The 25,701-nt window shown below is 67.9% G+C and carries 28 protein-coding genes; 9 read left to right on the forward strand and 19 right to left on the reverse strand.

Going from position 1 to position 25,701, the window contains the following annotated elements:
* Nucleotides 1-67 precede the first annotated feature (67 nt).
* The 6 genes from DVK03_RS05465 to purB form a co-directional block, all read right to left on the reverse strand.
* Nucleotides 68-1,045: a phosphoadenosine phosphosulfate reductase family protein gene (locus DVK03_RS05465; RefSeq protein WP_004043859.1), complete on the reverse strand. Its 978-nt coding sequence runs from the start codon at nucleotides 1,043-1,045 to the stop codon at nucleotides 68-70.
* 137 nt (nucleotides 1,046-1,182) lie between these two features.
* Nucleotides 1,183-1,749 carry a hypothetical protein gene (locus DVK03_RS05470; RefSeq protein ID WP_004043858.1) on the reverse strand — a complete coding sequence of 189 codons (567 nt, stop codon included), beginning with the start codon at nucleotides 1,747-1,749 and terminating at the stop codon, nucleotides 1,183-1,185.
* A 168-nt stretch (nucleotides 1,750-1,917) separates the two neighbouring features.
* The gene (locus DVK03_RS05475) at nucleotides 1,918-2,262 is read right to left on the reverse strand and encodes a glutaredoxin (RefSeq protein WP_004043857.1); all 345 of its coding nucleotides are present in this window, start codon (nucleotides 2,260-2,262) and stop codon (nucleotides 1,918-1,920) included.
* An 83-nt stretch (nucleotides 2,263-2,345) separates the two neighbouring features.
* Nucleotides 2,346-2,978, reverse strand: a complete 633-nt coding sequence (gfcR, locus tag DVK03_RS05480) for a transcriptional regulator GfcR (RefSeq protein ID WP_004043856.1) — start codon at nucleotides 2,976-2,978, stop codon at nucleotides 2,346-2,348.
* Nucleotides 2,975-4,048 (reverse strand): glucose 1-dehydrogenase, encoded by a 1,074-nt coding sequence (locus DVK03_RS05485; protein WP_115802407.1) that lies wholly within the window; start codon nucleotides 4,046-4,048, stop codon nucleotides 2,975-2,977. The genes gfcR and DVK03_RS05485 overlap by 4 nt, the downstream gene beginning before the upstream one ends.
* Nucleotides 4,049-4,375: 327 nt before the next feature.
* Entirely contained in the window at nucleotides 4,376-5,767 is a 1,392-nt protein-coding gene (gene purB, locus DVK03_RS05490; protein ID WP_115802408.1) for an adenylosuccinate lyase, read from the reverse strand.
* 189 nt (nucleotides 5,768-5,956) lie between these two features.
* On the opposite strand from purB, the gene purH reads away from it, so the two are divergent.
* The 6 genes from purH (at nucleotide 5,957) to DVK03_RS05520 (ending at nucleotide 12,865) form a co-directional block, all read left to right on the forward strand.
* Entirely contained in the window at nucleotides 5,957-7,579 is a 1,623-nt protein-coding gene (gene purH / locus DVK03_RS05495; RefSeq protein ID WP_115802409.1) for a bifunctional phosphoribosylaminoimidazolecarboxamide formyltransferase/IMP cyclohydrolase, read from the forward strand.
* Between the two features lie 206 nt (nucleotides 7,580-7,785).
* Nucleotides 7,786-8,553 (forward strand): heptaprenylglyceryl phosphate synthase, encoded by a 768-nt coding sequence (locus DVK03_RS05500; RefSeq protein ID WP_115802410.1) that lies wholly within the window; start codon nucleotides 7,786-7,788, stop codon nucleotides 8,551-8,553.
* 45 nt (nucleotides 8,554-8,598) lie between these two features.
* Nucleotides 8,599-9,024: a universal stress protein gene (locus tag DVK03_RS05505; protein ID WP_115802411.1), complete on the forward strand. Its 426-nt coding sequence runs from the start codon at nucleotides 8,599-8,601 to the stop codon at nucleotides 9,022-9,024.
* A 126-nt stretch (nucleotides 9,025-9,150) separates the two neighbouring features.
* Complete coding sequence (gene folP, locus DVK03_RS05510; protein WP_115802412.1) at nucleotides 9,151-11,667, forward strand: dihydropteroate synthase; 2,517 nt, start codon at nucleotides 9,151-9,153, stop codon at nucleotides 11,665-11,667.
* A gap of 66 nt (nucleotides 11,668-11,733) precedes the next feature.
* Nucleotides 11,734-12,486, forward strand: a complete 753-nt coding sequence (locus tag DVK03_RS05515; RefSeq protein ID WP_115802413.1) for an NRDE family protein — start codon at nucleotides 11,734-11,736, stop codon at nucleotides 12,484-12,486.
* A 25-nt stretch (nucleotides 12,487-12,511) separates the two neighbouring features.
* Complete coding sequence (locus tag DVK03_RS05520; RefSeq protein WP_115802414.1) at nucleotides 12,512-12,865, forward strand: MarR family transcriptional regulator; 354 nt, start codon at nucleotides 12,512-12,514, stop codon at nucleotides 12,863-12,865.
* 218 nt (nucleotides 12,866-13,083) lie between these two features.
* Here DVK03_RS05520 and psmA read toward each other — a convergent pair whose 3' ends face one another.
* From psmA to dapA, 11 genes are all read right to left on the reverse strand, one after another.
* The gene (gene psmA, locus DVK03_RS05525; protein ID WP_008573654.1) at nucleotides 13,084-13,845 is read right to left on the reverse strand and encodes an archaeal proteasome endopeptidase complex subunit alpha; all 762 of its coding nucleotides are present in this window, start codon (nucleotides 13,843-13,845) and stop codon (nucleotides 13,084-13,086) included.
* Nucleotides 13,846-13,851: 6 nt separating this feature from the next.
* Nucleotides 13,852-14,331: an Rpp14/Pop5 family protein gene (locus DVK03_RS05530; protein WP_004063947.1), complete on the reverse strand. Its 480-nt coding sequence runs from the start codon at nucleotides 14,329-14,331 to the stop codon at nucleotides 13,852-13,854.
* A gap of 9 nt (nucleotides 14,332-14,340) precedes the next feature.
* Nucleotides 14,341-14,967 (reverse strand): class I SAM-dependent methyltransferase, encoded by a 627-nt coding sequence (locus DVK03_RS05535; protein ID WP_004043845.1) that lies wholly within the window; start codon nucleotides 14,965-14,967, stop codon nucleotides 14,341-14,343.
* Nucleotides 14,951-15,646, reverse strand: coding sequence for an RNase P subunit p30 family protein (locus DVK03_RS05540; protein ID WP_115802415.1), 696 nt, complete (start codon nucleotides 15,644-15,646; stop codon nucleotides 14,951-14,953). The genes DVK03_RS05535 and DVK03_RS05540 overlap by 17 nt, the downstream gene beginning before the upstream one ends.
* 138 nt (nucleotides 15,647-15,784) lie before the next feature.
* On the reverse strand, nucleotides 15,785-16,339 hold the full coding sequence (locus tag DVK03_RS05545; RefSeq protein WP_115802416.1) for a BGTF surface domain-containing protein: 555 nt from the start codon (nucleotides 16,337-16,339) through the stop codon (nucleotides 15,785-15,787).
* Between the two features lie 50 nt (nucleotides 16,340-16,389).
* A complete protein-coding gene (locus DVK03_RS05550; RefSeq protein WP_115802417.1) occupies nucleotides 16,390-17,499 on the reverse strand; it encodes a M20 family metallopeptidase in 1,110 nt (369 codons plus the stop codon).
* Complete coding sequence (gene dapF / locus DVK03_RS05555; protein ID WP_115802418.1) at nucleotides 17,496-18,362, reverse strand: diaminopimelate epimerase; 867 nt, start codon at nucleotides 18,360-18,362, stop codon at nucleotides 17,496-17,498. The genes DVK03_RS05550 and dapF overlap by 4 nt, the downstream gene beginning before the upstream one ends.
* A gap of 20 nt (nucleotides 18,363-18,382) precedes the next feature.
* Nucleotides 18,383-19,630, reverse strand: coding sequence for a diaminopimelate decarboxylase (lysA, locus tag DVK03_RS05560; RefSeq protein WP_006600470.1), 1,248 nt, complete (start codon nucleotides 19,628-19,630; stop codon nucleotides 18,383-18,385).
* Nucleotides 19,627-20,469 carry a 2,3,4,5-tetrahydropyridine-2,6-dicarboxylate N-succinyltransferase gene (locus DVK03_RS05565; protein ID WP_004063933.1) on the reverse strand — a complete coding sequence of 281 codons (843 nt, stop codon included), beginning with the start codon at nucleotides 20,467-20,469 and terminating at the stop codon, nucleotides 19,627-19,629. Before DVK03_RS05565 ends, lysA begins: the two co-directional genes overlap by 4 nt.
* The gene (dapB, locus tag DVK03_RS05570; RefSeq protein WP_115802419.1) at nucleotides 20,466-21,272 is read right to left on the reverse strand and encodes a 4-hydroxy-tetrahydrodipicolinate reductase; all 807 of its coding nucleotides are present in this window, start codon (nucleotides 21,270-21,272) and stop codon (nucleotides 20,466-20,468) included. The genes DVK03_RS05565 and dapB overlap by 4 nt, the downstream gene beginning before the upstream one ends.
* Complete coding sequence (gene dapA / locus DVK03_RS05575) at nucleotides 21,269-22,186, reverse strand: 4-hydroxy-tetrahydrodipicolinate synthase (RefSeq protein ID WP_115802420.1); 918 nt, start codon at nucleotides 22,184-22,186, stop codon at nucleotides 21,269-21,271. The genes dapB and dapA overlap by 4 nt, the downstream gene beginning before the upstream one ends.
* Nucleotides 22,187-22,576: 390 nt before the next feature.
* On the opposite strand from dapA, the gene DVK03_RS05580 reads away from it, so the two are divergent.
* Nucleotides 22,577-23,074: an NYN domain-containing protein gene (locus DVK03_RS05580; protein ID WP_004043836.1), complete on the forward strand. Its 498-nt coding sequence runs from the start codon at nucleotides 22,577-22,579 to the stop codon at nucleotides 23,072-23,074.
* 9 nt (nucleotides 23,075-23,083) lie between these two features.
* Here the strand turns inward: DVK03_RS05580 and DVK03_RS05585 are convergent, their stop codons facing one another.
* Complete coding sequence (locus tag DVK03_RS05585) at nucleotides 23,084-24,004, reverse strand: hypothetical protein (RefSeq protein ID WP_115802421.1); 921 nt, start codon at nucleotides 24,002-24,004, stop codon at nucleotides 23,084-23,086.
* 87 nt (nucleotides 24,005-24,091) lie between these two features.
* The gene (locus DVK03_RS19780; protein WP_013035237.1) at nucleotides 24,092-24,259 is read right to left on the reverse strand and encodes a hypothetical protein; all 168 of its coding nucleotides are present in this window, start codon (nucleotides 24,257-24,259) and stop codon (nucleotides 24,092-24,094) included.
* 119 nt (nucleotides 24,260-24,378) lie between these two features.
* Here DVK03_RS19780 and DVK03_RS05590 point away from each other — a divergent pair, with 119 nt between their 5' ends.
* Nucleotides 24,379-24,858, forward strand: a complete 480-nt coding sequence (locus DVK03_RS05590; protein WP_004063920.1) for a PUA domain-containing protein — start codon at nucleotides 24,379-24,381, stop codon at nucleotides 24,856-24,858.
* 229 nt (nucleotides 24,859-25,087) lie between these two features.
* Nucleotides 25,088-25,672, forward strand: coding sequence for a hypothetical protein (locus DVK03_RS05595; protein WP_115802422.1), 585 nt, complete (start codon nucleotides 25,088-25,090; stop codon nucleotides 25,670-25,672).
* Nucleotides 25,673-25,701 lie beyond the last annotated feature (29 nt).

The raw sequence follows: 25,701 nt of genomic DNA on the forward strand, positions 1-25,701 counted from the left end.
GCTCTCGAAGCGGGGGCCGCGAAAAAGGTGGCCGTGACGCGGCGTTCGCGTCAGGCGTCGGCCGTCGTCACATGTAGCCGAGGTCGCGCAGGCGCTCCATCAGGTCCTCTTTGTCCTGGGCGCGGCCCGCGCGCTCGGTCGTGTTCTCCATGTCCTGCAGCCACGCCGGTTCCTCGGCGGACTTGTCGGTCGAGACCTCGCTGCCGAGACTCCGGAAGCCGGCGAAGTACTTCGGCGAGACGGGTACGTCCTCCTGGGTGACGCCCTCGGGGAGGTCGGTGTCGCTCGTCGGAACGTAGCCGTCCTCGGGGTAGTTCTCGACGGTGTCCGGGACCGCGAAGTACCAGAAGGCGTCCCAGACGGCGCTCTCTTCGAACTGGAGGATGGGTTGAATGCGGTCGTGCGGGGGGTAGATGTCGGGGTCGTGACGGGGGCTGAAGAACGTCTCGTCGGCGCGGGCCTCCTGTTCGTCCCAGCGGACGCCGGAGATGACGCCGTCGATGTCGTGTTCTTCGAGGGTGTCGTTGAGCGCGACGGTTTTCAGCAGGTGGTTGCCGACGTAGGTGTCGAGCAGGAAGGGGAACGTGTCTTCCTCGTATTCGAGAATCTCGCGGACGTGGTGCTGGTTGTGCTCGGAGAGTTCGGACACCGGGATGTCGTCGCCGGGTTCGAGGCCGTTCTCGTCGACGTACGCGCCGACGTCCTCGTTGCGCGCCCAGATGACGTCGAGGTCCCACTCCTCGGCCCAGTGCTCGACGAAGTCCATGATTTCGTCGAAGTGCTGGTAGTGGTCGATGAACACCGCCGGCGGCACTTCGAGGTCGTAGCGCTCTGCGACCTCCTTGATGAAGTAGAGCGTGAGCGTCGAGTCCTTCCCGCCGGTCCACATCACCGCGGGGTTCTCGTACTGTTCGAGACCCTGCTTCGTGACCTCGATGGCCTTCTCGATTTTGTCCTCGATACTCGGGTAGTCCTCCGGCGTCTCACCTTCGCCGTCGGTGTAGTCGACGTCGAGGTAGTCCGGGAAGGATTCGGCTTCCGACATGATGTGTAATTACATCTAATTAGGCGGTGTAAATGCTTTTTGCCCGAGGCGTAGTGTGACGCGTGATACCGCCGAGCACGATTTGGGCCGCTAGCTCACGCGGTTCGGCGGTGACGGGATGAGGAGATACGACGCGTTTAGGAGATGAACTTGTTGTCGCGCCAGTTGATTCCGCTGTCCGAGGAACCGTTCTGCTGGGGGTTCTCGACGACTTCGACGGAGGCGGCACGCACCTCGCCTTCGACGATGCGCGTCGCTTGCAGTTCGTCGCTTTCCTCGGTGATGGCGGTCAGCGTCCCCTTCTCCGAGAGCATCGCAATCTCGCGGAGGACGAGGAACATCGGGTACTGAAGCGCCGTGTTCTGGAGCACGGTTTCGAGGTCGCCTTTGAAGCAGGCGAACTCGACGAGTTCGGAGGGAATCTCCTCTTCTTCTTCGTCTCCCCAGTTGGGCGCGCCCGCTCGGGGCGGCTCTTCTTCGTAGACGCGATTTTCCGTCACGCTCGCTTTCAACTGGGCCGTCGGCGTGTACTTGCTGAGGTTGTCGTCGGCGGAGACGGCTTTGATGATGAGAGTGTTGTTTCGGCGGGTGATGTCTACGTTCTCGACCTCAGGCGGCAGTTCTGGGTCGTTTTCGAAGTAGTCCATCACGTCTTCGAGTGGCAGTTCCAACGTCGAATGTAGTCGATATACGCGGCCTGACATTGTTGGCTTCGGTATCGACGAGAGCCACGGTGCGAGCGCACCCGGATGGCGATACCTGTGTTCGTGTACGAGTTCGAGGCTTATATGGCCTCCCCTTCTCGGTAGGCGAGAGCAACAAAGTCGGCGTCGGGCCGCTGTCCGGCGGTCTGTCGGGGGTCGCTCCCGGGGTCAGTTCGCGCCGGTCAGCGTCGCTTCGAGGTCGCCGCGCTCGTCGAGTTCTTCGAGGATGTCGCTGCCGCCGACGAACTCGCCGTCGACGAACGTCTGGGGGATGGTCTCCCAGTCGCTTTTCTCCTTGAGCGCCTCGCGGTAGTGCGGGAGCGCGGGCAGCACGTCGACGGTTTCGAACTCGTCGACGTACTGGGAGATGAGGTCGACCGCCTTCGCGGAGTAGCCGCACTGCGGCATCAGGCGGTTGCCCTTCATGAACAGGACGACGCGGTTGTCAGCGACGGCCTCGTCGACGCGGGTCTGCACTTCTTCGGGGTCCAAACTCTCCGGTTGGAACGTCATGCACCCAGATAACGGCCGGGCGGACAAAGGAGTTGCGTCGCGGTCAATCCGGAACCGACGAACCGTCCCGACCGAGCCGACGCTTACTGCTCGCCGACGCGGACGACGTTGATGAGGGAGTGGACGGGGACGCCGTCTATCTCTTCGACACCCTGCTTGTCGACGATGACCACGCACGCGAGGGGTTCGCCGCCCTCCGAGCGGATGGCGTCGATGGTCTCGCGGAGGGTCGTGCCGCTCGTCACCGTGTCGTCGACGATGAAGCAGTCGCGGCCCTCGACGGGCGAGAAGTTCCGGGAGAAGCCGCCGCCGAGGTCTTCGAGGTCGCCTTCGTCCCACTGGTGTTTCGCGGGCGAGTACGCGCCGAGCGTCGTTTCGAGTTCGCGCGAGACGGAGGTCGCAAGCGGGACGCCCGCTTTCTCGATGCCGACGGTCACGTCGGCCTCGCCGTTCGTCTCCATGAGGAGGTCGGCGAGCGCGCGCCCGACGTAGGTGAGGCGCTTGCCGCCGCTCCCGATGGCGTTCCAGTCGACGTGGATATCGTCGGGGCCTTCGGGCTCCGCACGGGGTTCGGGTTCGGTCGCCGCGCCGCTTCGTTCGACCAGCCAGCTGGCGGTCTCGCGGGAGACGTTCAGTTCGTCGGCAATCTCGCCTTTCGAGAGGCCGCGGTCCGCGAGCTCAGCCGCGCTGGCGATGAGGTCGTCGACGTTCTTCATACAGTACCGAATTCGATGGCGGTTTTTATAGTGGTGTCGTCGTCTTCGAATGCTGCTTCGAACTCCGAAAGCGGATGGACGCCCGTGACCAACTCGCGGAGGAACCACCGCGGAAGCTTGGTGAACGTCACGGTCGCGGCCTCGAAGTGCTTGACGTGGGAGTTGACGCTGCCGACGAGCGCCTTGTTGTGGAGCACCATCTCGCGGTGGAACGCGCCGGCGTCGACCTCGAACTCCCAGTCGCTCGGGACGCCGAGGAGCGCGGCCACGCCGTTCGGCGCGAGCGCCTGCACCGACTGGATGGCGTGTTTGGGGAAGCCGGTCGCCTCGTAGATGAAGTCCATGTCCTCGTGTGCGCCCGGAATCTCTTCGACCGGCGTCTCGCGGGAGTCGACGTAGGTCGCGCCGAGCTTCTCGATGATGTCGATAGTCGGGTCCGGTCGGTCGCGCCGACCGAGGCAGTAGAGCTCCTCGTAGCCCTTGTCGTCGGCTCTCAACATGGCGAGCGTCAGGAGTCCGAGGCTCCCGTTGCCGAGGACGAGCGCCGACGAGGGGTTCCAGTCGAACGCCGACCGGCTCGCGTAGGCGTGCTCCCGCGCCTTCTCGGTGATTGAGATGGGCTCGATGAGGAAGCCGAGTTCGGCCTGCGAGCGCGGGATGCGGACGAGGTAGTCCGACGGACTCGTGAAGTACTCGGACATGAAGCCGTGCGCGCCGACGATGCCGCGCTCGGCGTACATCCCGTCGGGGGCCATGTCGGGTTGGTTCTTCTCGAAGTACTCGTTCGTCCCCGACGCCGGCGGGCGGCGGACCGTCGGCACGACGATGTCGCTTTCCTCCAGTTCGGTGTCGTTCGGGTCGACGACGACGCCGACCGCCTCGTGGCCGAGCACGAGGTGGTCTTCGCCCTCGGGGAATCCGCCGTGGCCGCCGGCGATGACCTCGTGGTCCGTCCCGTCCACGCCGACCCGAAGCGTTCGGACCAGCGCCTCCCCGGCGTCGGGTTCCGGTCGCGGCTTCTCGATGACGACCGGCTTATCTTCCCCGCGCTCGACGGCGATTGCTTTCATACCTCCACCAACGCACCACCCCACCAAAAGACTTATTCTATGATGAGTAAATAATTCGGCCACGGTGAGCGCCCTGCGTCGTCGTACCAGCCCATGACGAACCGCACTGCGCGGACCAGCCTGTCCAGCCCACCCGTGCCGGCGCTCGCCGCCGAACCCGTGCCCGAACCGCGCCGAGGCCGATATCCCGTGCCCGTCGGCCTCTGAGGCGGTTTCGGTTTTCTCCTGACGCTCGCTCGACTCAGCGGCGCGTTCGACCGACCGGGGAAAAAGCGCGCGTCGCTTCGTCGGGCCGCCGCCTGCCGACCCGACGACTCGACCCTCGGTTCAGTTGTCGATGTCGTCGACGAGTTCGTCCGCGAGCCCGACGTACGTCGCGGGCGTGAGCGCGAGCAGTTCCTCTCGGGTTTCTTCGTCCACGTCGAGGTCCGCAAACAGGTCGTGGAAGTCGTCGAGGGTCACCTCGCGGCCGCGGGTGAGCTCCTTCACCCGCTCGTAGGCCTGCGTGTCGCCCTCGCGGCGGAGAATCGTCTGGACGGCCTCGCCGATGATGGCCGGCGTGTCGTCGAGTTCGTCGCGCATGACCTGCTCGTTCGGGACGACCTTACCGAGGCCGGTCTGGGTCTTCTTGTAGCCGATGAGACAGTGAGCGAACGCCGCGCCGACGTTGCGCTTGACCGTGGAGTCCGAGAGGTCGCGCTGGAGGCGCGAGGTCGTCACGTAGTCGGCGAGGAACGTCAGGTCGGCGTTTGCCTTCGAGAGGTTGCCCTCGGAGTTCTCGAAGTCGATGGGGTTGACCTTGTGCGGCATCGTCGACGAGCCGGTCTCGCCCTCGACGGCCTCCTGTCCGAGGTAGCGGTCGGAGACGTACAGCCACGCGTCGCGGTCGAGGTCGACGAGGACGTTGTTGACGCCGCGGACGGCGTCGAACAGCGCCGCGAGGTCGTCGCAGGGGTTGACTTGCGTGGCGAGCGCGGTGTGTTCGAGGCCGAGCGACTCGACGAACTCGCGGGAGAACGCCCGCCAGTCAACGTCGGGGTAGGCGGCGACGTGGGCCGCGTAGACGCCCGACGCGCCCGCGAGCTTGCCGGCGAGGTCGTCGGTCGCGGCCTCGACGCGGGCGAGCGTCCGACCGAGGCGGGCGGCGTAGACGGCCATCTCCTTGCCGAACGTCGTCGGCGTCGCGGGCTGGCCGTGGGTCCGCGCGAGCATGGGCACGTCGCGGAACTCCCGCGCGAGCGAGACGAGTTCGTCGCGGGTGTCGCGGAGTTCGGGCACGATGACCTCCTCGACCGCGCCTTTCACCATGAGGCGCTGGGCGAGGTTGTTCACGTCCTCGGAGGTGAGGCCGAAGTGAATCCACGGGTGGACCGACTCGTCGGTCTCGGTGCGGATGAAGTACTCGACGGCCTTCACGTCGTGATTCGTCGCCGAGAAGCCCGCCGCGCCCTCGACTTCGAGCCGCTTCACGAGGTCGGCGTCGTCGGCGTCGAACGCCTCGTAGAGCGCGCGGAGGTCGGCGCGCTCGGCCTCGGAGAACGAAAGCGGCGTCGCGTCGAGGCCGGCGAGCGCGAGGAGGTACTCCACTTCGACTTCGACGCGGGCGCGCATGAGCGCGGCCTCGCTCACGTGCGGCGCGAGGGGTGCGGTTCGGGAGGCGTATCGCCCGTCGAGCGGGGACACCGCGTACAGCGGGTCGTGCCGGTCGGCGTCGGTCATGTCTGAGTCGTCACGATGGGGGAGGTTAAACGCCGGGGGTTCGTCGCCGCCGCGGAAGCGACGAGTACGCACGAGTGTGCGTACTCTGCCCCCATCTTCGGTCTCGGTGGGAGAGACATATACACAATCGAGTACACCTCGGCGTCGAGGACCGCAACCACTTTGAGGACCGCGAGTCGCCATCCTCACATGGTCACCATCGCCGGTCTCGCGAGCAACCGTGGACGAAACCTGCGCAACATCTCCGACCGCGCCCCCGGCGGGGCGGAACTCGGCGTCGTCGTCTCGAACCGCGCCGACGCGCCCGTCGTCGATTGGGCTGACGAACACGGCATCCCCAGCGAAGTCGTCGAACGCGGCGACGACGAGGCCCGCAAGTCCCACGAGGAGCGCATCCTCGACGCCCTCGCGGACTACGACTTCGATATCGTCTGTCTCGACGGCTACATGCGCGTGCTCACCTCGACGTTCCTCGACGCCGCGCCGACGACGCTCAACGTCCACCCATCGCTGCTCCCCGCGTTCCCCGGCATGGACGCCCACGAACAGGTCCTCGACGCCGGCGTCAAGACGACCGGCTGTACGGTTCACGTCGTCAACGAGGAGGTCGACGCCGGTCCCATCGTCACGCAGGAGGCCGTCCCGGTGTACACCGACGACGACGCCGACGACCTCAAATCGCGCGTCCTCTACGACGCCGAGTTCAAGGCCTACCCGCGCGCAGTCCGCTGGTTTGCCGAGGGCCGCGTGACGGTCGAAGACGACTCCGTCACCGTCGAGGGCGACGTCGACGCCGGCCTCCCCGAGCGCCGCGTCATCTCCGAGGACCGCTACGACGAACTCCGGTACGGCGAGAACCCGCATCAGGACGCCGCCGTCTACGTTGACGAGACGTGCGACGAGGCGTCGGTCGTCGGCGCGCCCCAGCTCAACGAGGGTGCGAAGGGGCTGTCGTACAACAACTACAACGACGCCGACGGCGCGCTCAACCTCATCAAGGAGTTCGACGAGCCCGCCGCGGCGGTCATCAAGCACACGAACCCCGCCGGCTGCGCCACCGCCGACACCCTCGCGGAGGCCTACGCCGACGCCCTCGCCACGGACCCCATGAGCGCCTTCGGCGGCATCGTCGCGCTCAACCGCGAGTGCGACGCCGAGACGGCCGAACTCATCATCGACTCGTTCAAGGAAGTCGTCGTCGCGCCCGGCTACACCGACGACGCGCTCGACGTGCTGACCGAGAAGAAGAACCTCCGCGTCCTCGACGTCGGCAGATTACATCTGCCGGGCAGCCAGACGCAGTCTGGCGACGTGGGCGAACTCGGCGAGCGCACCGAGACGTACACCGAAAAGGCGCTCGTCGGCGGGCGACTCGTCCAGGAGCGCGACCTCTGGACGCCGACGCTCGACGACCTCGAAGTCGTCACCGAGACCGAACCCACGGACGAGCAGCTGGAGACGATGCTGTTCGCGTGGAAGGTCCTGAAGCACGTGAAGTCCAACGGGATTCTCTTCGCCAAGGGCACCGAGACGGTCGGCGTCGGCATGGGGCAGGTCTCCCGCGTCGACGCGGTCGAACTCGCCGCCATGAAGGCCGAGGAACACGCCGAGGGCAAGGACGCGCAGGGTGCCGTCATGGCCTCCGACGCGTTCTTCCCGTTCCCGGACGGCGTGGAGAAGGCGGCCGACGCGGGCATCGAGGCGGTCATCCAGCCCGGCGGCTCGATGAACGACGAGGAGGTCATCGAGGCCTGCGACGAGCGCGGGGTTGCGATGGTCTTCACCGGCCAGCGGTGCTTTAGACACGACTGAGCGAAGCGAGGGAGGGTCTAAAGCTCGGTGCGCGAGCAACGCGAGTGCACCGGTGTTTCCGTCACGATTAGTGACGGAAGTCAGTGAGACTCACTTCGTTCGTCTCACGCGATTTTAGACACGACTGAGCAACGCGATCCTCGCATAACTTCTGACACGGTAATCCACCGAGAGATTGATAACCGACTTTCCTGACGTTGGATGTGATGTCATTTGATTGGAGTGAATTCGAGCACGTCACGAAAGTCGACCCGGCAAAACGGCTCCCCGAGTCCATCGATGTCCTCCGCCACACGGACGCCGTTATCGTCGGCGGTTCCGACGGCGTCACGGAGGAGAACTCGCTTGCGGTGTTCGAGCGACTCCGCGCCGAGTTTCCCGACCTTCCGTTAGTCCAGGAACCGTACCGCTCGGCCCACGTTTCGAAGCGAACCGTCGAAGTTGCCGACGCCGTCTTCGTCCCGGCGGTCTACAACGGCGACAAGACGAATTTCGTCGAGAAACACGTCGGTTTCTTCACCGAACTCGCGCGGAAATCAGAGGACGTGACTGGGTCGGGGCTTCCGTTCGTCGGGAGCGTGCTCGCCTCGAAGGGTCGCGAACTCGTCGCCGAACTCGCCGACGGTGTTGTCGGTGAGGGCTACGTCGTCCAGAACCCCGACTCGAAGGTCGCCGGACTGACGAACGTCGAGGAACACTACACCCCCGAACAGGTTGCAGGTGCCGCGCTGGCGACGGAGTCGTTCTACGGCTTCCCGATATTCTACATCGAGTACTCCGGACGCTACGGCGGCCCGGAAGACGTGTCGGCCGCGGCTCCATTTCTCGACGAGACGGCGTTACTCTACGGCGGCGGCATCGGGAGCAGGGCACAGACCGATGAGATACTCGACGCCGGTGCCGACGCCGTCGTGGTGGGAGACTGCTTCCACGAGGATACGGAGCGCTTCTTGGAGACCGTTCCCACGACCTAACACCGACGGTGTCCCTTCAAGTGTCGGCGAGGCGAACACAGAGGTATGTACGAACACATCCTCGTGCCGACCGACGGGAGCGAAGGGACGATGCAGGCAATCGAGCACGCGCTCGAACTCGCGGGGGACGAGTCGACGGTCCACATGCTGTCGGTCGTCGACCAGCGGGTGTACCTCGCCGCGGGCGGCGACCAGCAGGACGCCGTCATCCAGTCGCTCCGCGACGACGCGGTCGATGCGGTCGAGCGGTGCGCCGAGAAGTGCGAGGGGAAGGCGTCGACGACGACGGCGATTCGAGACGGCGTGCCCCATCGAGTCATCCTCGACTACGCCGACGAACACGGCGCCGACGTGGTCGTGATGGGGACCCACGGGCGGACCGGTCGCGACAAGCTCACGTCGCTCGGCAGCGTCACCGAGCGCGTCATCGAGAACGCGAAGCGCCCGGTGCTCGTCGTCCACATCGACTGAGCGCGGCGCTATCGAGCGGTTGTCGGTGCGTCGGCGGCGGCCCTCGTGGGCGACCCCGGCCGGCGTCGTGTCGCAGGAGTGACGTGGAGCGTTAGGCCTAAGCCCACCGTCCGGTTTCTCACGCGTATGGAGTACCACGAGGCGGTGAACTTCCTTTTCGACCTCCGGCGGTTTCAGGTCAAGCCGGGGACCGAGTCGATTCGGCGGTTGCTCTCTCACCTCGGCGACCCCCACGAAGGCGTGTCGTTCGTGCAGGTCGCGGGGTCGAACGGAAAGGGAAGCACCGCCCGGATGGTCGACGCGATGCTGCGCGAGTCGGGCGCGCACGTCGGCCTCTACACCTCGCCGCACTTCGACGACGTGCGGGAGCGCGTCCGCGTCGACGGCCGGAAGATTCCGAAGTCCGCGCTGTCGGCGTTCGTGGCCGAAGCCAAGCCGTACCTCGTCGAGCGGGCCGCCGACGGCGAGCCGCTGACCTTCTTCGAGACCGTGACCGCGCTCGCGCTGTGGTACTTCGACCGCGCGGGCGTCGACGTGGCGGTGCTCGAAGTCGGGATGGGCGGCGAACTCGACGCGACGAGCGCCGTCGACCCGGTCGCAAGCGCCGTCACCAACGTCTCGCTCGAACACACCGCGGTCCTCGGCGACACGGTCGCGGAAATCGCGAAGACGAAAGCCGCCGTCGCGCCCGCCGACGCGCCGCTCGTGACCGGGACGACCGGCGAGGCGCTGTCGGTCATCCGCGAGGAGGCCGGCGACGTGTTGACCGTCGGGGACGCCGACGCCGACTCGGACGCGGACGTTCGCGTCTCCTACGGCGGCCGCGTCAACCACCAGGAGGCCGCCGTCTCCGTCGAGACCGACGCCGAGACGCTCGACGTTCGCATCCCGCTTTTGGGCGCGTATCAGGCGCGAAACGCCGGCATCGCCGTCTCGCTCGCCCGGCAGGTTCGCCCGGATATCGACGCGGAGGCGATTCACCGCGGCCTCCGAAACGCCCACTGGCCGGGTCGGTTCGAGGTCATGGGCACGGAGCCGACGGTCGTCCTCGACGGCGCGCACAACCCCGACGCCTGCGCGCAGGTCGCCACCGTCCTCGACGAGTTCGACTACGACGACCTCCACCTCGTCTACGGCGCGATGCACGACAAGGACCACCGCGAGATGGTCGGGGCGCTCCCGGAGGTGGCGTCCGTCGTCACCTGCAAGGCGGACATCTCGCGGGGCGAGGACCCCGAGATACTGTCGTCCGTCTTCGAGCGACTCGACGGCCCCGCAGTCGAGACCGGCGGCGCGGTCGCCGCGGCGCTCGACCGGGCGCGCGCCCGCGCCGACCCCGACGACTGCGTGCTCGTCGTCGGCTCGCTGTACGTCGTCGCCGAGGCGCGGACCACGTGGACGCGGGCGGTCGTCCCGAAGACTCACCGCACACTCGACGACGCCCGACGGACCCTCGACCGCGCGAACGTCGCTGACGCCGCCGAACGGAGCGAACGCGCGAAGCGGGCGGTCAACAGAACGGTCCACACGCGCGTCCAGCGCCGGCAGGCGCGGGTGCTCCGCGAGGAACTGCTGTCCGTCGGCGGCGACTGCGCCGTCTCGGGCCACGAGTTCGGCGGCGAACTCGTCGACGTGGTCCTGACCGGGACGCTCGACCAGTTCGAGCGCCTGACGGCGGCCCTCGAAGACCGACCGTACGCGCTCGCGGAGGTCGCAGCCGAGATTCGCGAGACGCTCGACATCGAGGCGGCTGACGCCGGCGAAGACGACGAGCGCGGCGCGGGCGACGCGAGCGACGCCGGCCACGACGACTACCCGTGGGACGACGGCACGGCCGTCATGGGCATCCTGAACGTGACGCCGAACAGCTTCCACGACGGCGGGGAGTTCTACGACATCGACGACGCCGTCGAGCAGGCGCGGGCGATGGTCGACGCCGGCGTCGACATCATCGACGTGGGCGGCGAGAGCACCCGCCCCGGCGCGGACGAGGTCCCGGTCGACGAGGAGATTCGCCGCGTCGCGCCCGTCATCGAGGCCATTGCCGACCTCGACGTGCTCGTGTCCGTGGACACCCGCAAGGCCGCGGTCGGCGCAGCCGCCCTCGACGCCGGCGCGGACATCCTCAACGACGTGACCGGCCTCGAAGACCCCGAGATGCGCTTCCTCGCGGCCGAGCGGGGCGCGCCGGTCATCGTGATGCACAGCATCGACGCCCCGGTCGACCCGTCTCGCGAAGTCGACTACGACGACGTGGTCGAGGACGTCATCGACGAACTGACCGAGCTGGTGTTGCTCGCCGAGAAGGCGGGCATCCCGCGGCGGAACCTCATCGTCGACCCCGGTCTCGGCTTCGGGAAGTCGAAGGCCGAGAACTTCGAACTTCTCGGGCGCACCGACGAGTTCGCCGCGCTCGGCTGTCCGATTCTCGTCGGCCACTCCCACAAGTCGATGTTCTCGCTCGTCGGCGAGGAGCCCGGCGACAACCTCGCGGCGACCGTCGCGGGCACGGCCATCGCCGCCGACCGCGGGGCCGACATCGTCCGCGTCCACGACGTGCCGGAGAACGTCGCGGCCGTGAACGTCGCGCTCGCCTCCCGGGACCCGAGCCGGTTCGAAGCCGACGCCGAGCGCGAAGACTGAGGGACGAGCGCCGGCGCGTCGGGTCGAAACCGACGTTTTTCTGCGCCGAGTGCCTACGCTTTCCTCGTGTGCACACTCATCCTCGCGTGGCAGGTGTTCGAGGACGCGCCGGTCGTCGTCGCCGCCAACCGCGACGAGCAACTCGGTCGGCCCGCCGAACCGCCCCGGCGGTGGGAAAACGGCGACGGCCTCGCAATCGTCGCCCCGCGGGACGCCGAGGCCGGCGGAACGTGGGTCGGCTACAACGACGCCGGCGTCTTCGTCGGCATCACCAATCGGTGGGTCGAGGTCGAGGGCGGCGGCGAACGCTCCCGGGGCCATCTCGTCCGCGACGCGCTCCGCCGCGAGACCGCCGAGGACGCGGCCCGGTTCGTCGAGCACGCGGTCGAGGACCACACGTACGACGGCTTCAACCTCGTCGTCGCCGACGAGAACGCCGCGCTGTTCTTCGAGTGGGACGGCGGCCTGTCGGTGCGGAACGTCGACCCCGGCGTCCGCGTCGTCGTCAACGTCGGCACGCCCGAGTCGTGGTTCGTCCCCGAGCGACGCCCCGAGGTGGGGAAGCGGCAGGCCGACAACGCCCGGCGGCTGGAGGAGGCCCTTCAGCCCGAGCCGAGCGAGTCGGTGGAAGCGTGGTGCGAGCGGGCGAAGGCGGCGCTGGGCGACCACGACTTCGGCGTCTGCGTCCACGACCCGGAGGGTCGGTTCGGCACGCGCTCGTCGTCGGTCATCGCGCTCGGCGAGGCGGAGTTCGCGTACGAATTCGCCGACGGCCCGCCGTGTCAGACCGCCTTCGAACCGGTCGAACGTCAGGATTAAACCGCTCGCACGACGTGTAGATGGTATGAGCGCGAGCGAAGCCGAGCAAGACCTTTCTTCCGACGAGCGCGCGGGACTGGAACTCATCCGCGAGTCGGGCGGCATCCACCAGAGCGACTTCTGGAAAGACCTCGACATCTCCTCCCGGAAGGGGAGCCGCATCGCCGAGGTGCTGGAGTCGCTCGGTCTCATCAAGCGGACCGAGACCGTCTACAACGGCCACACCACCTACTATCTCGAACCCGCCGCGCGCGACCTCGACTTCTCGATGCTGATGGCCGGCGACATGCTCTCGCCGCTCATCGGCGAAGAGGAGATTAACGCCAACAGCAACGCCTTCTCGCAGTGGCTCATGAACCTCGCCTACGAGGAGTACTGAGCCGCCCGGGGTCGCTCTCCGTGGCCCGCTAGACGACCGCGTTTCCGGTTCTGTTTCGGTTTTCGTGTTCTGTTCCCGCCTCGTGTTCCGGCCGTGAGCGACGCCACCGCTCCCCGTCGCGTCCGAGACGCCGGCGCGGTCGCTCACCGGGCGGGAGTCGAAGAAGACCGCGCGGGAACCGGAACCGGGAACGAGAAACGAGAACCGCGGGACGCGGCTTACTCGTCGGACTGTTCGTCGTCGTCCTCGGTCGCCAACAGGTCGTTGGCTTCGAGGTAGTCCTCGATTTCGTCGTTGGATAGCTCGACGAAGCGCTCGGACTCGGCGGAGACGGTCGCCACGTCGACGCCGTCGGGCGCGGTGCCCTCGTCGCTGGTCGAGGCGATGGCCTCCAGCGCGAGTTCGATACCCTCGTCGAGGGTCAGGTCGTCGCGGAAGTTCTCTTCGAGGTGCTCCTGGTGGTCGCCGCGGTCGGCCCCGATGGAGACGGCCTTCCACTCGTAGGGGGTCCCCGAGGGGTCGGTCTCGTAGAGGCGGGGCGTGCCGTTTTCGACGCCGCCGATGAGGAGCGCGACGCCGAAGGGGCGCGCGCCGCCGACCTGCGTGTACTGCTGGATGTGGTCGGTGACTTCCTTGGTCAGCGTCTCGATGCCGATGGGTTCGCCGTAGCGGAGGCGGTTGACCTGCGACTGGCGGCGGGCGAAGTCGATGAGCTGGCGGGCGTCGGCGACGTGGCCGGCGCTCGCGATGCCGATGTGGTCGTCCGCCTTGTGAATCTTCTCGACGCTCGTCGGTTCCATCAGCGGCGAGCGAGAGCGCTTGTCCGCCGCGAGGACGACGCCCTCGGGCGTTCGCACGCCGATGCTCGCGGTGCCGCGCTTGACGGCCTCACGAGCGTATTCGACCTGATAGAGTCGACCATCCGGCGAGAAGATCGTAATCCCGCGGTCGTACGCCTGTTGTTGCGCTTGTCCCTGCATGGAATATCACTCGAAATCGAGTTGCGTCGCGCCCGTGAACCCGTCCGAACCGCGAACGTCGAAGAGGGAGTCGCGGACGACGGCGGTTCGGGAGTCGTTCTCGAACACGACGGTTCTCTCCTCGGAAATTCCGGCCCGGCCGTGTAAATACCTTTCCGAACAGGCACGCACTGTCCCCGAGACGCCTCGCACTCTCACCCCGACCGGGTCGCCGCCGACGGCGTCGATGCAGGCGAGTGCGGCCCGGGCGTCTTCGACGTGGCCGCGCCGGGCGCGGACGACGGTCTCGGCGACGCCGTCGGCGTAGTCGAACCCGAGGACGGTCAGGTCGGCGTCGGCGCTCCCGGCGTCGCCGTAGAGGTTCTGTGCGGCGTACCAGAGTTCGCGCTGGAACGGCCCGCGGGCGAGGTCGGCGTCGGGCCACGTCTCGACCTCGACGGCGAGATATCGTCGTCGCGGCCGGAGGTGTTTGGGCAGGTGTTTCATCGGGTCAGTTCACTCGTCGGCGGTCGGCGCTCGCTCGGCGACGAGGACGCCCACCTGCTCGTGGACCGACTCGACGGCCGTGAGGACGAATCCGGCGTCCGTGAGCGCGTCGGCGAGGAAGCCGACGGTCGCGGGGTCGTCCACTTCGGGCGAGTAGAACGGCTCGTCGGGGTCGGGCGTGCCGAAGAACATCACGTCGCCGAGGACGAACCGCCGCGGTTCGAGGTCGGCGATGACGCCGATGGCCTCGCGTTTCTCCTCGTCGGAGAGGTGGTGCATGGCGAAGTTCGTCACCACGATGTCGATCTGCTCGTCGTCGCCCACGTTCGGGTCTCGGAACCGGCCCTCGTCGAACTCGACGTTCTCGATGCCGACTTCGGCGGCCTTGGTTCGGGCCTGTTCGAGCATCCCCTCGCTGATGTCGCGGCCGACGACACGCTTCGCGTCGGGGGCGAGCGCGAGGGCGATAGCGCCCGTGCCGGTACCGAGGTCGAGCACCACGTCCTCGGGGGAGGGGTCGGCGTAGTGGACGACGAGCGAGACGCACGCGCGGTACTCGTCGCTGTCTTGGGAGTCGTCGTACTCCGCGGCGATGTGGGAAAAGCGGGCGGCGTGTTCCTCAATCGTCTTCTTCATACCGTCCCCGTTTGACGCCGGGGGCTATGAACGACTCGGACGTGCGCTCGCGGTTGCGCGCCGCGAGGTGACCCCACTCGCGGAGGCCGTCGAGCACCTGCTCGCGGTCGAAGCCGACGACCTCGCCCAGTCCCGCCAACTCGCGGGGGCTCCGCAGTTGGAGATGCGACGACGGGGTCGCGGAGACGACGTAGGGGGCGTCGTAGTACTCGACGAGTTCGCGGAGTTTCCGGAGCGCCGAGATGGCCTGCACGCGGGTTCCCCCGTCGCTTCGGAGCACCGGCCCGAAGTCGAACTCGACGCGGACGCCGTTGTCGCGGGCGGCCTTGGCGAGGACGTGGTTGAAGTTGCCTTCGCCCTCCATGGGGCGCGAGAGCACGTCCACTCGCGGCTGTTCGACGGCGAATCGGTTGAGCGCGTTCGTCCCCCCGCGGACGATGAGCAGTTCGCGCTGCGGGCGGTAGTTGCCGACCGCGCCGCTGGCTCGTTCCGGGTTGGACGCGTCGATTTCGACGGCGTCGACGACGTCCACGTCGATCGCCTCGCGGAGGCGGTCGTAGTCGGGGCGGGCGTCGAGCGCGCGGACGACGACCCCGTCGTAGTCGTACCGCCCGGCGGCGACGGCGACGCGACTGACCGTGCTCTCGCCGTCGGGGTGTGCGTAGACCGCCTCGTACATACGCCGACTCAGGTGCGGGTGGGAAAAGGGCGTTGCGTTCCGGAGCGACGGGGCGGCAGGACGGTGGGGTGGTCGGCGCGGCGGGGCGGTCGGCGCGGGTGAGCGAGCGGGTGAACTGGCGAACGCGGGACCGTGCGCTTAGAGGCCGCGGGCGGCGACGAACGACGCGACGAGGAGCGCGGCGACGCCGACGCCCGCGCCGAAGCCGGGGACGTCGATTCCGGACGACGAATCGGCCGTCGTCGCGGTCGACGCGGACGTCGTTTCGGCCGTCGCGGCGTCGCGGATGTCGGGCGTGAGCGTCGAGTTCTCGGGCATATCGTACGTCACGAGCGTGGCGTTCTCCTCGTAGATCGGCTGTTGGTCCCGGCGAACCGAGACCTGCACCGGCCCGCCGCGGAGTTGGGCCATCTCCGAGAGGTCGAACGTTACGTCGAAGCTGCCGTTTTCTCCGACGCGGACGGCCTTCGAGACGAGAAACGGATGGGTATCACCGACGGATTTCACGCGGACGCCGATGAGCGTCCCGGGCGCGAACGGGGTCGTCCCGTGGACGTGCTCGCCGTCGACCGCGTCGAGCGTGAGTTCGTCGCCCGCGTGGTCGATAGCGGTGCCGCTGTCGGCCGCGACGACGCCCGACAGCGACAGCGCGACCACGACAGCGAGGGTGACGATGAGATGTGGAGGGCGCATCGTCCGAAACGTATCGTTCGGATAACAAGTACGTTGTGATTAATCGACACTTAGGCGGCGAGCGCGGCGACCGCGGCGCGGAGTGCGGCGGCCGCGACCCGCACGTCGTCGGTCCGGACGTACTCCCTGTCGGCGTGCGCGACCGCGCCCTCGTCGTCGGCGAGGTGGCCGGGACCGAAGACGACGACGGGCGCGGGAGAGAAGTAGGAGGCCTCGGTCGCGGCGGTGAAGGGCCGAACGTCCGCCCGGCCGCCGGCGTCTCGGGAGGCCGCGGCGAGCGTCGTCACGAGTTCGTGGTCGGGGTCGGTCGCGAACGCTTCGAGGAACGGCGTCGGGCGCTCCGTGAGCGCGAAGTCGATGCTCACGTCGTCGGACACGCCGTCCGACACCGCGGCCCGGAGCGTCGACCGGAGTTCCTCGCGGAAGCCGTCGGCCGTCTCCGGGGGGACGCTCCGGCGGTCGACCACGAGTCGGCAGTCGGCCGGCACCTGATTCGAGTTCGCGCCGCCGTCGACCATCGTGGGCGTCAGCGTCGCCGGCCCGAGTTCGGGGTGGACCTCGCTGTCGTCGTCGAACGACCGGAGGGCGTCGAGCACCGGGGCGAGCGCGTCCACGGCGTTGACGCCCGATTGGGGTTCCGCGGCGTGCGCGGCGACGCCCGACAGCGACACCGTCCCCTCGAACCGGCCTTTCGCGGCCGTACACACGTCGAGGCCGGTCGGCTCACCGACGATGTACATATCGCCGTCGAGGTCGAGGGCGGCCGCGCCCGTCGAGAGGAGTTCCTCGTCGGGCGTGACGGCCAGCGTGACTCGGCTGTCGGGACCGGGGTCGACGGCGAAAAACGCCGCCAGCAGGGCCGCGAGCGGTCCTTTGGCGTCGCAGGAGCCGCGGCCGCGGATGACGCCCTCGTCGCGTTCGTACGGGACGTGCGGCGAGACGGTGTCGATGTGCGTGTTGAGGACGAGGTGCGTCGTCGGCTCCGCCGCTCCCTTCGAGGCGACGGTGTTGCCGGCGTCGTCCACGGTCGGGTCGACGCCCTCGGCTTCGAGCGTCTCGACCAGCAGGTCGCGCATCGCGGCCACGTCGTCGTTCGACGCGACGGGGACGGCCCGTTCGAGGAACGCCACGGGGTCGAACCCGTCGGCGTCGCCGCTCATCGCTCGCGGAAGACGATGTCGGCTTCGCCGTCGCCCTCGTAGACGGCCGGGCCGCCGAGGAGCGCCGCGCCCTCGTCGGGGACGGTCACGGAGAGCGCGCCGCCCGGCGGGGTGACGGTCACGGGGTCGTCGCCGGAGACGCGCCCGAGGCGCTTCGCGGCCGCGACGACCGCGACCGCGCCGGTGCCGCAGGACTGCGTCTCGCCCTCGACGCCGCGCTCGAAGGTGCGCTGGCGGAAGCCGCCCTCGCCGTCGGGAGAGGCGAGCGTGACGTTCGCGCCCTCCGGGAACACCGACGCGTGGCGGACCGGCGGCGCGACCGATTCGAGGTCCACGTCGTCCACGTCGTCGACGAAGGCGACCGCGTGGGGGACGCCCGTGTTGACGGCCGTGACCGTCAGGCCTTCGACCTCGGTGTCGACGAGTTCGTCGTCGGCCGCGAGCGGCACGTCGCGGGGCGCAAACGAGGGCGCGCCCATCTCGACGGTCACGTCGATGCCGTCGAGGCTCGCGCGGCGGGTGCCGGCGGGCGTGTCTATCATGACTTCGTTCGTGCCGGTCCGCTCGGCGGCCCACGCGGCCGCGACGCGAGCGCCGTTGCCGCACATGGCGGCGACGGAGCCGTCGGGCTGGACGAGCGTCATGACGACCCGCGGCGGGTCGTAGCGCGATTCGAGCGCGAGAAACAGGACGCCGTCAGCGCCGCGTCGCTCGCTCTCGCTCAGGGTGATTCCGGCCTCGCGGTCGCAGTGGGTGCGCGCGAAGGCGGGGCGGTCCGGGACCGGGTCGTCTGCGTCGACGACGAAGAAGTCGTTTCCAGTGCCGTGGAACTTTTCGAAGGGAACGGTGTTGAGTACGCTCATGGTTCTGTGTGGGTGCTTGGTCAGTTGGGGATGTGCTCGGATGCGGTTCGTTCGAGTGCGGTGACGTCGTCGAGGGTCTCGCGCCGGCGGGCCAGTCGGGGGCCGTCGGCGTCGAGGACGACTTCCGGGGGGCGCGGACGAGAGTTGTAGGTGCTCGCCATCTCGTAGCCGTACGCCCCCGCGTTGCCGAGCGCGAGACAGTCGCCGCGCTCGGGGTCGGGGAGGTCGCGACCGTCCGCGAACACGTCGCTCGTCTCGCAGACGGGGCCCGCGACGATGGTCGAAACCGGGTCGGCGTCGGGCCGAGAGAGGTTCGAAATCGCGTGGTACGCGTCGTACATCGCCGGTCGGAGCAGCGTCGTCATGCCGGCGTCGATGCCGACGACGGTCGTCTCGGGGACCTCCTTCACGGTGTTGACCCGCGAGAGGAGCACGCCCGCGTCGGCGACGACGTAGCGGCCGGGTTCGACTGCGAGTTGTGCGTCCACCTCGCCGAGCGCCTCGCGGGTCGCGTCGGCGACGGCGGCGAGGTCGAGCGGCGGTTCGTCCTCGCGATAGGGGACGCCGAAGCCGCCGCCCACGTCCACGAATTCGAGGCCGCCGACCTCGCGGGCGAGGTCGCCCATCCGGCGGACCAACTCGCGGTGCGCCGAGAGGTCGTCGCCGGAGATACCGCTTCCCGCGTGGGCGTGGACGCCGACGAGGTCGAACTCCTCGCGCACGTCGGCGGCGATGTCGGGGACGCGGTCGATGGGGATGCCGAACTTCGCGTGGCCGCCGGTCGTGACCTTCTCGTGGTGGCCCGCGCCGACGCCGGGGTTCGCCCGGAGGCAGAGCCGACCGTCGAAGCCGCGCTCGCGCAGGCGGTCGATGGTGTCGGCCGCGCCGACCGTGACGGTCATCTCGGGGTTCGACTCCCAGCGCGAGACGACGTGGTCGAGGTCGGCGTCCGGCGGGTTGACCGCCGTGTAGCGGACGCGCTCGCCGGGGAAGCCGGCGTCGAGGGCGCGTTCGACCTCGCCCGCGGAGGCGCACTCGGCGTCGACGCCGGCCTCGCGGACGGTTTCGAGCACCGCCCGACCGGCGTGGGCCTTGACGGCGTAGCTGACGTGCGCTTCGGGGAACGCCTCGCGGAGTCGCAGACAGTTCTCGCGGACGCGACGGAGGTCGGTCACGTACAGCGGCGACCCGAACTCGTCGGCGAGCGACAGCAGGTGCTCGCGGTCCCAGTCCGAGAGCCGCCGGACGGCCGGCCCGCCGCCGCTCATTCGCGCAGCGCCTCCTCCCGACGGGTCGCGTCGAGGGTGTCGTCCTCGATGTCGAGGGCGACGACCGCGGGCTTGTACGCGCCGCCGGCAAAGAGGTCGTGGTCACCGAGCGACGACTCCACGAAGCGCGTGAAGGCGCGGCGGTTCGCGGGCAGGTGGCCGTAGTAAATCTCCTCGTCGACGAGGTCGTAGACGGGTATACGGGGCGTCAGAAGCGTGTTCTCGCCGACGATGGAGTTCTCGCCGACGACGAAGCCGGAGGTGACTCGACAGCCCGCGCCGAGCGCCGCGCCGTCTTCGACGACGACCGGGGCGTCCTCGACGGGTTCGAGCACGCCGCCGATGAGCGTGTTCGCGCCGAGCTTGACGTTCGCGCCGATTTGCGCGCAGGAGCCGACGGTGTCGCAGGAGTCCACGAGCGTGCCGTCGCCGACGTGCGCGCCGACGTTCACGAACGAGGGGCTCATCATGATGCAGTCGGAGCCGAGGTACGCGCCGCGGCGGATGGCGGTCCCGTCCGGGGTGTTGCGCGTGCCGCGGTCGCCGAGGTCCTCGGTGTCGCGCAGGGGGAGCACGTCGTGGTAGCGGACGTCGCCGTACTCGCGGGCGAGCGTCTCGCGCAGGCCGAAGTTGAGCAGGATGCCCCGCTTGACCCACTCGTTTGCCTCCCACGAGGTCACGTCGGAGCCGGTCTTCTCGGCGGCGCGCACCTCGCCCGCCTCGAGGGCGTCGAGGAACGCGTCCAGCGTGTCGAGTTCGTCGACGGTAGCTGATTCGGCGTCGACGTCGCCGTCGTCGTATCGCTGCCACAGGTCTCGTACGTCGGATTCCAGATTCATTCGAGTACCTCGGTGAAGTCGTACCACCCGGCGTCGCGGTCGGCGAGCCACGCCGCGGCGTCGAGTGCGCCAGCGGCGAAGACCCCCCGCGACCCCGCGCGGTGCGTGAGTGAAAGAGACTCGTGATTTCCAGCCAGTAATACTTCGTGCTCACCGGCAATATCCCCCGCCCGGCGAGCGTGGACGCCGACTTCGCCTTCGGACCGGGGCGCGTCGCCCTCGCGGCCGTGGACGCGCTCGGACTCGCCGCGCACGCCGTCGATGTCGTCAGACCGCGTCTGACGGACCGACGAACGTGCTTCGTCGATGTCGTCCAAGAGGGTCAGCGCCGTCCCGCTCGGGGCGTCGCGCTTGGCGTTGTGGTGCGTCTCGGTGAGTTCGATGTCGTAGCCGTCGAGGGCCGGAACCGCCTCGCGGACGGCCCGCCGGAGCGCCGCGATGCCGCGCGAGAAGTTCGAGGCGTACAGCACCGGGGCCTCGGACGCGGCCTCGCGGAGCGCGTCGAAGCCGCCCTCGCTCAGTCCGGTCGTGCCGGTGACGAAGGCGACGCCCGCCGCCGCGCAGGCTGACGCGTACTCGATGCAGGACGCCGGGCCGGTGAAGTCCACGACGACGTCGGGGTCGTGCGAGGCGAGCAGGTCCGCGAAGTCGGCCGCGTCTTCGACGGCGACCCCTTCGACTGACTCGCCGGGCGAGCGACTGACCGCGAAGGCGACGGAGAGGTCGTCGCGGTCGGCGGCCGCGGCGAGGACTTCCCCGCCCATGCGGCCGGTCGCGCCGGTGACGCCGACGGAGACCGTCACTCGTCGCTCCCCCCGTCCGGAATCGCCTGCTCCGCTTCGAGGTCAGACAGCAGGCGACGCAGTTCCTCGGTGTTGTCCTCCGTGAGTCGGGTGAGCGGCGGGCGCAGACGCGCCGGGCCGTAACCCCGAATCTCCATGGCTTCCTTGACCGGGATGGGGTTCGTCTCGGAGAACAGGTGACGGTTCAGCGGGGCGAGGTCGTGGTGGATGTCGCGGGCGCGCTCGTAGTCGCCTTGTAGCGCCGAGTGGACCATCGCGCCGACGCGCGCGGGTTCGACGTTCGCCGTGACCGAGATGGCCCCGACGCCGCCGACAGAGAGCGTCGGGAGCGTGAGCGCGTCGTCGCCCGACAGCACCGCGAACTGCTCGTCGCGGGTCCGCTCGACGACCTCCGAAATCTGGCCGAGGTCGCCGCTTGCGGCCTTGTAGCCGGTGATGTTCGGGTGCTCTGCGAGCGTCGCGGCCGTCTCGGGCAGGATGTTGCTCCCGGTGCGGCCGGGGACGTTGTAGACGATTTGCGGCAGGTCGATTTCGTCGGCGATGGTCCGGTAGTGGTCGACGAGTCCGGCCTGCTCGGGCTTGTTGTAGTACGGCGAGATGAGGAGCAGCGCGTCGGCCCCGGCGTCGGCGGAGCGCCGGGAGAGTTCCAGCGCCTCGCGGGTCGAGTTCGACCCGGAGCCGGCGATGACGGGCACCTCCTCGACGGCCTCGACGGCGGCTTCGACGACCTCGACGTGTTCGTCGTGAGTGAGCGTCGCGGACTCGCCGGTCGAGCCGACGGGCACGACGCCGTCGACGCCGGCTTCTTCGAGGCGTCGCACGTCGGCCTGGAACTGTTCGAAGTCGATACTGCCGTCCTCGTGGAACGGCGTGGTCATCGCGGGATAGACGCCGCGGAAGTCGAATGATGTCATGTGTCGTTGGTGGATGTGGTGATGGTCGCGGAAGCGTTGATACGGTCGTGTGACCGGAACGTGCGTCAGCCGAAGGCCGCCCGAGACGGGGTCGCTACTCCCGCAACGAGCGATTCAGTACGCACGTTTTTTCGAAAAGAAAGCGGCACGCGGCGCTGTCGAAGGTGTGGTGACCTGCGAGGGCCGCGTCGCGTCGTTCACACCGGATGCAGGTGCTGGAAACGTAATATAACTTGCGTCGTCTGCAGGACCTGCCGGACCCGACGGGCGGGCTGAGGCACGAATCGCGGCGCTCTCCGTCCGGTTTCCGACCGCGACGGTGGACGCCCGTCCGCCGCGCCCCCGTCTCCCCGGACGGTTATTAGCCCGCGCCGCCCAAGCGTCGTACGAATGACTGAGATTCACCCCGACCAACGCGTCGCCATCCTCGCAGACGCGCAGAACCTCTACCACACGGCACAGAGCCTCTACTCGCGGAACATCGACTACTCGTCGCTCCTCCAGAAGGGGACGGCGGGCCGCGCGCTCACCCGCGCCATCGCCTACGTCATCCGGGCGGATTCGCCCGACGAGGTGAGCTTTTTCGATGCACTCGTCGACATCGGTTTCGAGACGAAAATCAAGGATATCAAGACGTTCGGTGACGGCTCGAAGAAGGCCGACTGGGACCTCGGCATCGCGCTCGACGCGGTCAGCCTCGCCGACCACGTGGACACGGTCGTCCTCTGTTCGGGCGACGGCGACTTCGAACGACTCTGTACGCACCTCCGCCACGAGGGCGTCCGCGTCGAGGTGATGGCGTTCAAGGAGTCCACCGCCGAGGAACTCGTCGCGGCGGCGGACACGTTCATCGACCTGTCGGAGCGAAAAGAGACGTTCCTGCTGTAATTCCGCCGACTACTCGAACTGCGGAATCGCCGCGTCGCCGTCGATGTCGGGGCCGGCCGTCCCGGTCGGTCCGTCGGTCCCCGCGTCGTGAGCCTCGAAGAAGGCGACCGCGTAGGTGTACTGGAACGCCGCGAGAATCGTCTGCGTCGCTATCGAGAGGACGGCGATAGCGGCGATTTCCATCGGCGCGAAGCCGACCCCGGCCTGCGCCACCGCCGGGTTCGCCGCGTCCTGGACCTGCTGGACGCTCTGGAACGACACAAAGAGGATGACGCCCGTGGCGGGGATGCTGACGACGAGACCGACCACGAACCGGATGACGGAGTAGCCGAGCGCGGGGACGACGTTGTGCCGGACGAGCCGATAGCTCTCGCCGAACGACTCGACGGGGCCCTTGTCGCCGACGACGACCGCGACCGGGTAGAACTGAATGAGGAAGCTGACGACGAGATACACCAGTCCGAGGAGGCCCAGGACGGCGATGCCGACCAGGAAGCCGCCGCCGAGGGCGAGATTGGAGACGTTGCCACCGCTGGCTGCGAGACCGCCGAGACCGAGCGAGACGGCCACGGCGACCACGATGATGACGAACACGATGCCGAAGGCGAGGACGATGCCGAGTTGGACGAAGTTCGCCAGGAGCACCGAGACGTACTTCTCGCGGCCGACGGCCGTGAGCGTCGACAGCGAGGTCGAGCCACTGCCCCCGCGGCCGACCGCCTCGTCGGCCATGCCGTAGAGACCGGCGGCGACGAACGGCGTGACGAAGAACGTCACTGCCATGAGGATGGTCGGAACGAACGGTATCTGCGCCAACTGCGTGGCGAGTTGCGGGAGCGTGATGAGACCCAAGGCGAGACTGCCGAGGAACAACACCGGGTTCGACCGGATGCCTCGGAGGGCGGTCTGGAGGGAGCTAATCGCAGCCATAGTTCGACCTGTCGATGCGACAATACGTAAAACGGGAGGGTCGAGACGCCGGCGTGGTCGGGGCGCGGCCGGCCCGCGAGTGGGATATCAGGCCGTCGGCGTCGCCAGCCGAGCGACGGTCGCAACCGCGCCGAGCGCCGCGATGGCGGCGAGCACCGTCGGGAGCCGCCAGTCGAGCGCCGTCTGCGTGAGAAGCACGCTGCTCGCGAGCAGCAGCACGGTTCCCACGGCGGCGAGTCGAACGTCCACAGACATACTCTGAGGGCGGTCAGTCCCGTACTTAGGACTTTTCGTCTCGAACGGGCGTGGTAGCTTGGCGCACGCGGTCGGCCGGGACCGCGACCCACTTTAGCCGGCGGGGCGAACGGCGGGGTATGACCGAAGGCCACGCGACCGATTTGGACGACCTCCGGGTCGTTGCCGACTACCAGTTCGGGGCCGGTGCGGGCGACGCGCTGTTCCCGGCCGACGCGGACATCGAACTCTCCCGCTCGCGGAGCGGCCGCCCGCGACAGGTGTACGTCGAGGGCGACCGCGTCACTTCCTACGGCACCGACGGCCGGTTCACCCTCGGCGTCGCCGGCGGTCGCCGCCTCTACGACAGTCTCGACGGCGACGCCTACGTCGTCCGCGTCGGCGACGAGTCGGTTCCGTTCGTCCGCGACGGCAAGAACGCCTTCGCCAAGTTCGTCACCGACGCCGACCCGGCGGTTCGCTCGGGCGACGAGGTGTGCGTCGTCGGCCCCGACGGCGACCTGCTGGGCGTCGGTCGCGCGGAACTCTCCGCGGACGCGATGCTCGATTTCGACGCGGGGATGGCGGTTCGCGTCCGCGAGGGCGCGGACGAAGAGTGAGGTGAAGTCGGGGAACTCGGGCGATACGTCGCTGTTGGGATTCTAGAGAGGTGAGAGAGATGGCGTGCGAGACGTAGAGGGTGAGTTCAGCACGACAAAGAGGCTCTACCCACAGACAACGTTCTAAACCTCTCGTTCAATTGGGGTCCGTATCAACTACCGTCTTAGCGTACTGATTTCGCCCACATCGGTTCAATAATGTTACCTGATTGGGGAGTCGTGATTCTCTATGGCTTCTGGGCGCTACCCTCGTATCACGGTTACAGAAGGCCCCCAACCCATCAAGAAACCCTTCCAGCTCAGTATGGAGAAGCTACGCGATTTCTCATCCGATGCACCTGCTCAGATTCGGGGTTCGTTTGAGAATCTTTCCTCTGAAGAGCAAACAGTTGGCTTCGGCTCAATCCAGCCGTACTCCAGTATTTGGAGTGAAGGCCACGGATGGCTCGTTCTCATTCCGAGTGACCGTCAGGTACAGAAACTCGCCTTCGGAACAGACGAACAGATTATTCCGGACCGCCCGGTCGATGGTTGCTGGCAGGCGAATCTTGTTCACTTCGTTCTTCCTGACGTGCTTAGATGGCAGTCACTCGATGCGGGGGAGTGCATTCAGACCGATTATACTGTACTGCATTATCCGGAGCAGGAGATATTGGAGGCCACGATGGACAAGTGGGTGAGCAATCGGCCCGAAGATATGAGCTGTCTTCCCGCAGGTAAACACCGCTTTACCGAATCATTTGCGCCGAAAGTTAGAGCGGAGACGACATGGGAAGAGTTTGAGTGGAGGTATACACTCACGATTGAAGAATAGCTCTCTGTCTACTGATTCGAACGGCCGAA

Origin of the sequence: Haloferax sp. Atlit-109R (assembly GCF_003665865.1) — an archaeon.
GTDB lineage: Archaea > Halobacteriota > Halobacteria > Halobacteriales > Haloferacaceae > Haloferax > Haloferax volcanii.

Bases quoted from the DNA above. Each gene is read 5' to 3' on its own strand.
- DVK03_RS05595 (WP_115802422.1), top strand. From the start codon at position 25,088: ATGGCTTCTGGGCGCTACCCTCGTATCACGGTTACAGAAGGCCCCCAA.
- DVK03_RS05580 (WP_004043836.1), top strand. From the start codon at position 22,577: ATGACTGAGATTCACCCCGACCAACGCGTCGCCATCCTCGCAGACGCG.
- DVK03_RS05500 (WP_115802410.1), top strand. From the start codon at position 7,786: ATGTCATTTGATTGGAGTGAATTCGAGCACGTCACGAAAGTCGACCCG.
- DVK03_RS05540 (WP_115802415.1), bottom strand. From the start codon at position 15,646: ATGTACGAGGCGGTCTACGCACACCCCGACGGCGAGAGCACGGTCAGT.
- DVK03_RS05475 (WP_004043857.1), bottom strand. From the start codon at position 2,262: ATGACGTTCCAACCGGAGAGTTTGGACCCCGAAGAAGTGCAGACCCGC.
- DVK03_RS05520 (WP_115802414.1), top strand. From the start codon at position 12,512: ATGAGCGCGAGCGAAGCCGAGCAAGACCTTTCTTCCGACGAGCGCGCG.
- DVK03_RS05530 (WP_004063947.1), bottom strand. From the start codon at position 14,331: ATGAAACACCTGCCCAAACACCTCCGGCCGCGACGACGATATCTCGCC.
- purB (WP_115802408.1), bottom strand. From the start codon at position 5,767: ATGACCGACGCCGACCGGCACGACCCGCTGTACGCGGTGTCCCCGCTC.
- dapA (WP_115802420.1), bottom strand. From the start codon at position 22,186: ATGACATCATTCGACTTCCGCGGCGTCTATCCCGCGATGACCACGCCG.
- purH (WP_115802409.1), top strand. From the start codon at position 5,957: ATGGTCACCATCGCCGGTCTCGCGAGCAACCGTGGACGAAACCTGCGC.
- DVK03_RS05565 (WP_004063933.1), bottom strand. From the start codon at position 20,469: ATGAATCTGGAATCCGACGTACGAGACCTGTGGCAGCGATACGACGAC.
- DVK03_RS05535 (WP_004043845.1), bottom strand. From the start codon at position 14,967: ATGAAGAAGACGATTGAGGAACACGCCGCCCGCTTTTCCCACATCGCC.
- folP (WP_115802412.1), top strand. From the start codon at position 9,151: ATGGAGTACCACGAGGCGGTGAACTTCCTTTTCGACCTCCGGCGGTTT.
- DVK03_RS05485 (WP_115802407.1), bottom strand. From the start codon at position 4,048: ATGAAAGCAATCGCCGTCGAGCGCGGGGAAGATAAGCCGGTCGTCATC.
- dapF (WP_115802418.1), bottom strand. From the start codon at position 18,362: ATGAGCGTACTCAACACCGTTCCCTTCGAAAAGTTCCACGGCACTGGA.
- DVK03_RS05585 (WP_115802421.1), bottom strand. From the start codon at position 24,004: ATGGCTGCGATTAGCTCCCTCCAGACCGCCCTCCGAGGCATCCGGTCG.
- DVK03_RS05470 (WP_004043858.1), bottom strand. From the start codon at position 1,749: ATGTCAGGCCGCGTATATCGACTACATTCGACGTTGGAACTGCCACTC.
- DVK03_RS05465 (WP_004043859.1), bottom strand. From the start codon at position 1,045: ATGTCGGAAGCCGAATCCTTCCCGGACTACCTCGACGTCGACTACACC.
- lysA (WP_006600470.1), bottom strand. From the start codon at position 19,630: ATGAGCGGCGGCGGGCCGGCCGTCCGGCGGCTCTCGGACTGGGACCGC.
- gfcR (WP_004043856.1), bottom strand. From the start codon at position 2,978: ATGAAGAACGTCGACGACCTCATCGCCAGCGCGGCTGAGCTCGCGGAC.
- DVK03_RS05590 (WP_004063920.1), top strand. From the start codon at position 24,379: ATGACCGAAGGCCACGCGACCGATTTGGACGACCTCCGGGTCGTTGCC.
- DVK03_RS05550 (WP_115802417.1), bottom strand. From the start codon at position 17,499: ATGAGCGGCGACGCCGACGGGTTCGACCCCGTGGCGTTCCTCGAACGG.
- DVK03_RS05545 (WP_115802416.1), bottom strand. From the start codon at position 16,339: ATGCGCCCTCCACATCTCATCGTCACCCTCGCTGTCGTGGTCGCGCTG.
- psmA (WP_008573654.1), bottom strand. From the start codon at position 13,845: ATGCAGGGACAAGCGCAACAACAGGCGTACGACCGCGGGATTACGATC.
- DVK03_RS19780 (WP_013035237.1), bottom strand. From the start codon at position 24,259: ATGTCTGTGGACGTTCGACTCGCCGCCGTGGGAACCGTGCTGCTGCTC.
- DVK03_RS05505 (WP_115802411.1), top strand. From the start codon at position 8,599: ATGTACGAACACATCCTCGTGCCGACCGACGGGAGCGAAGGGACGATG.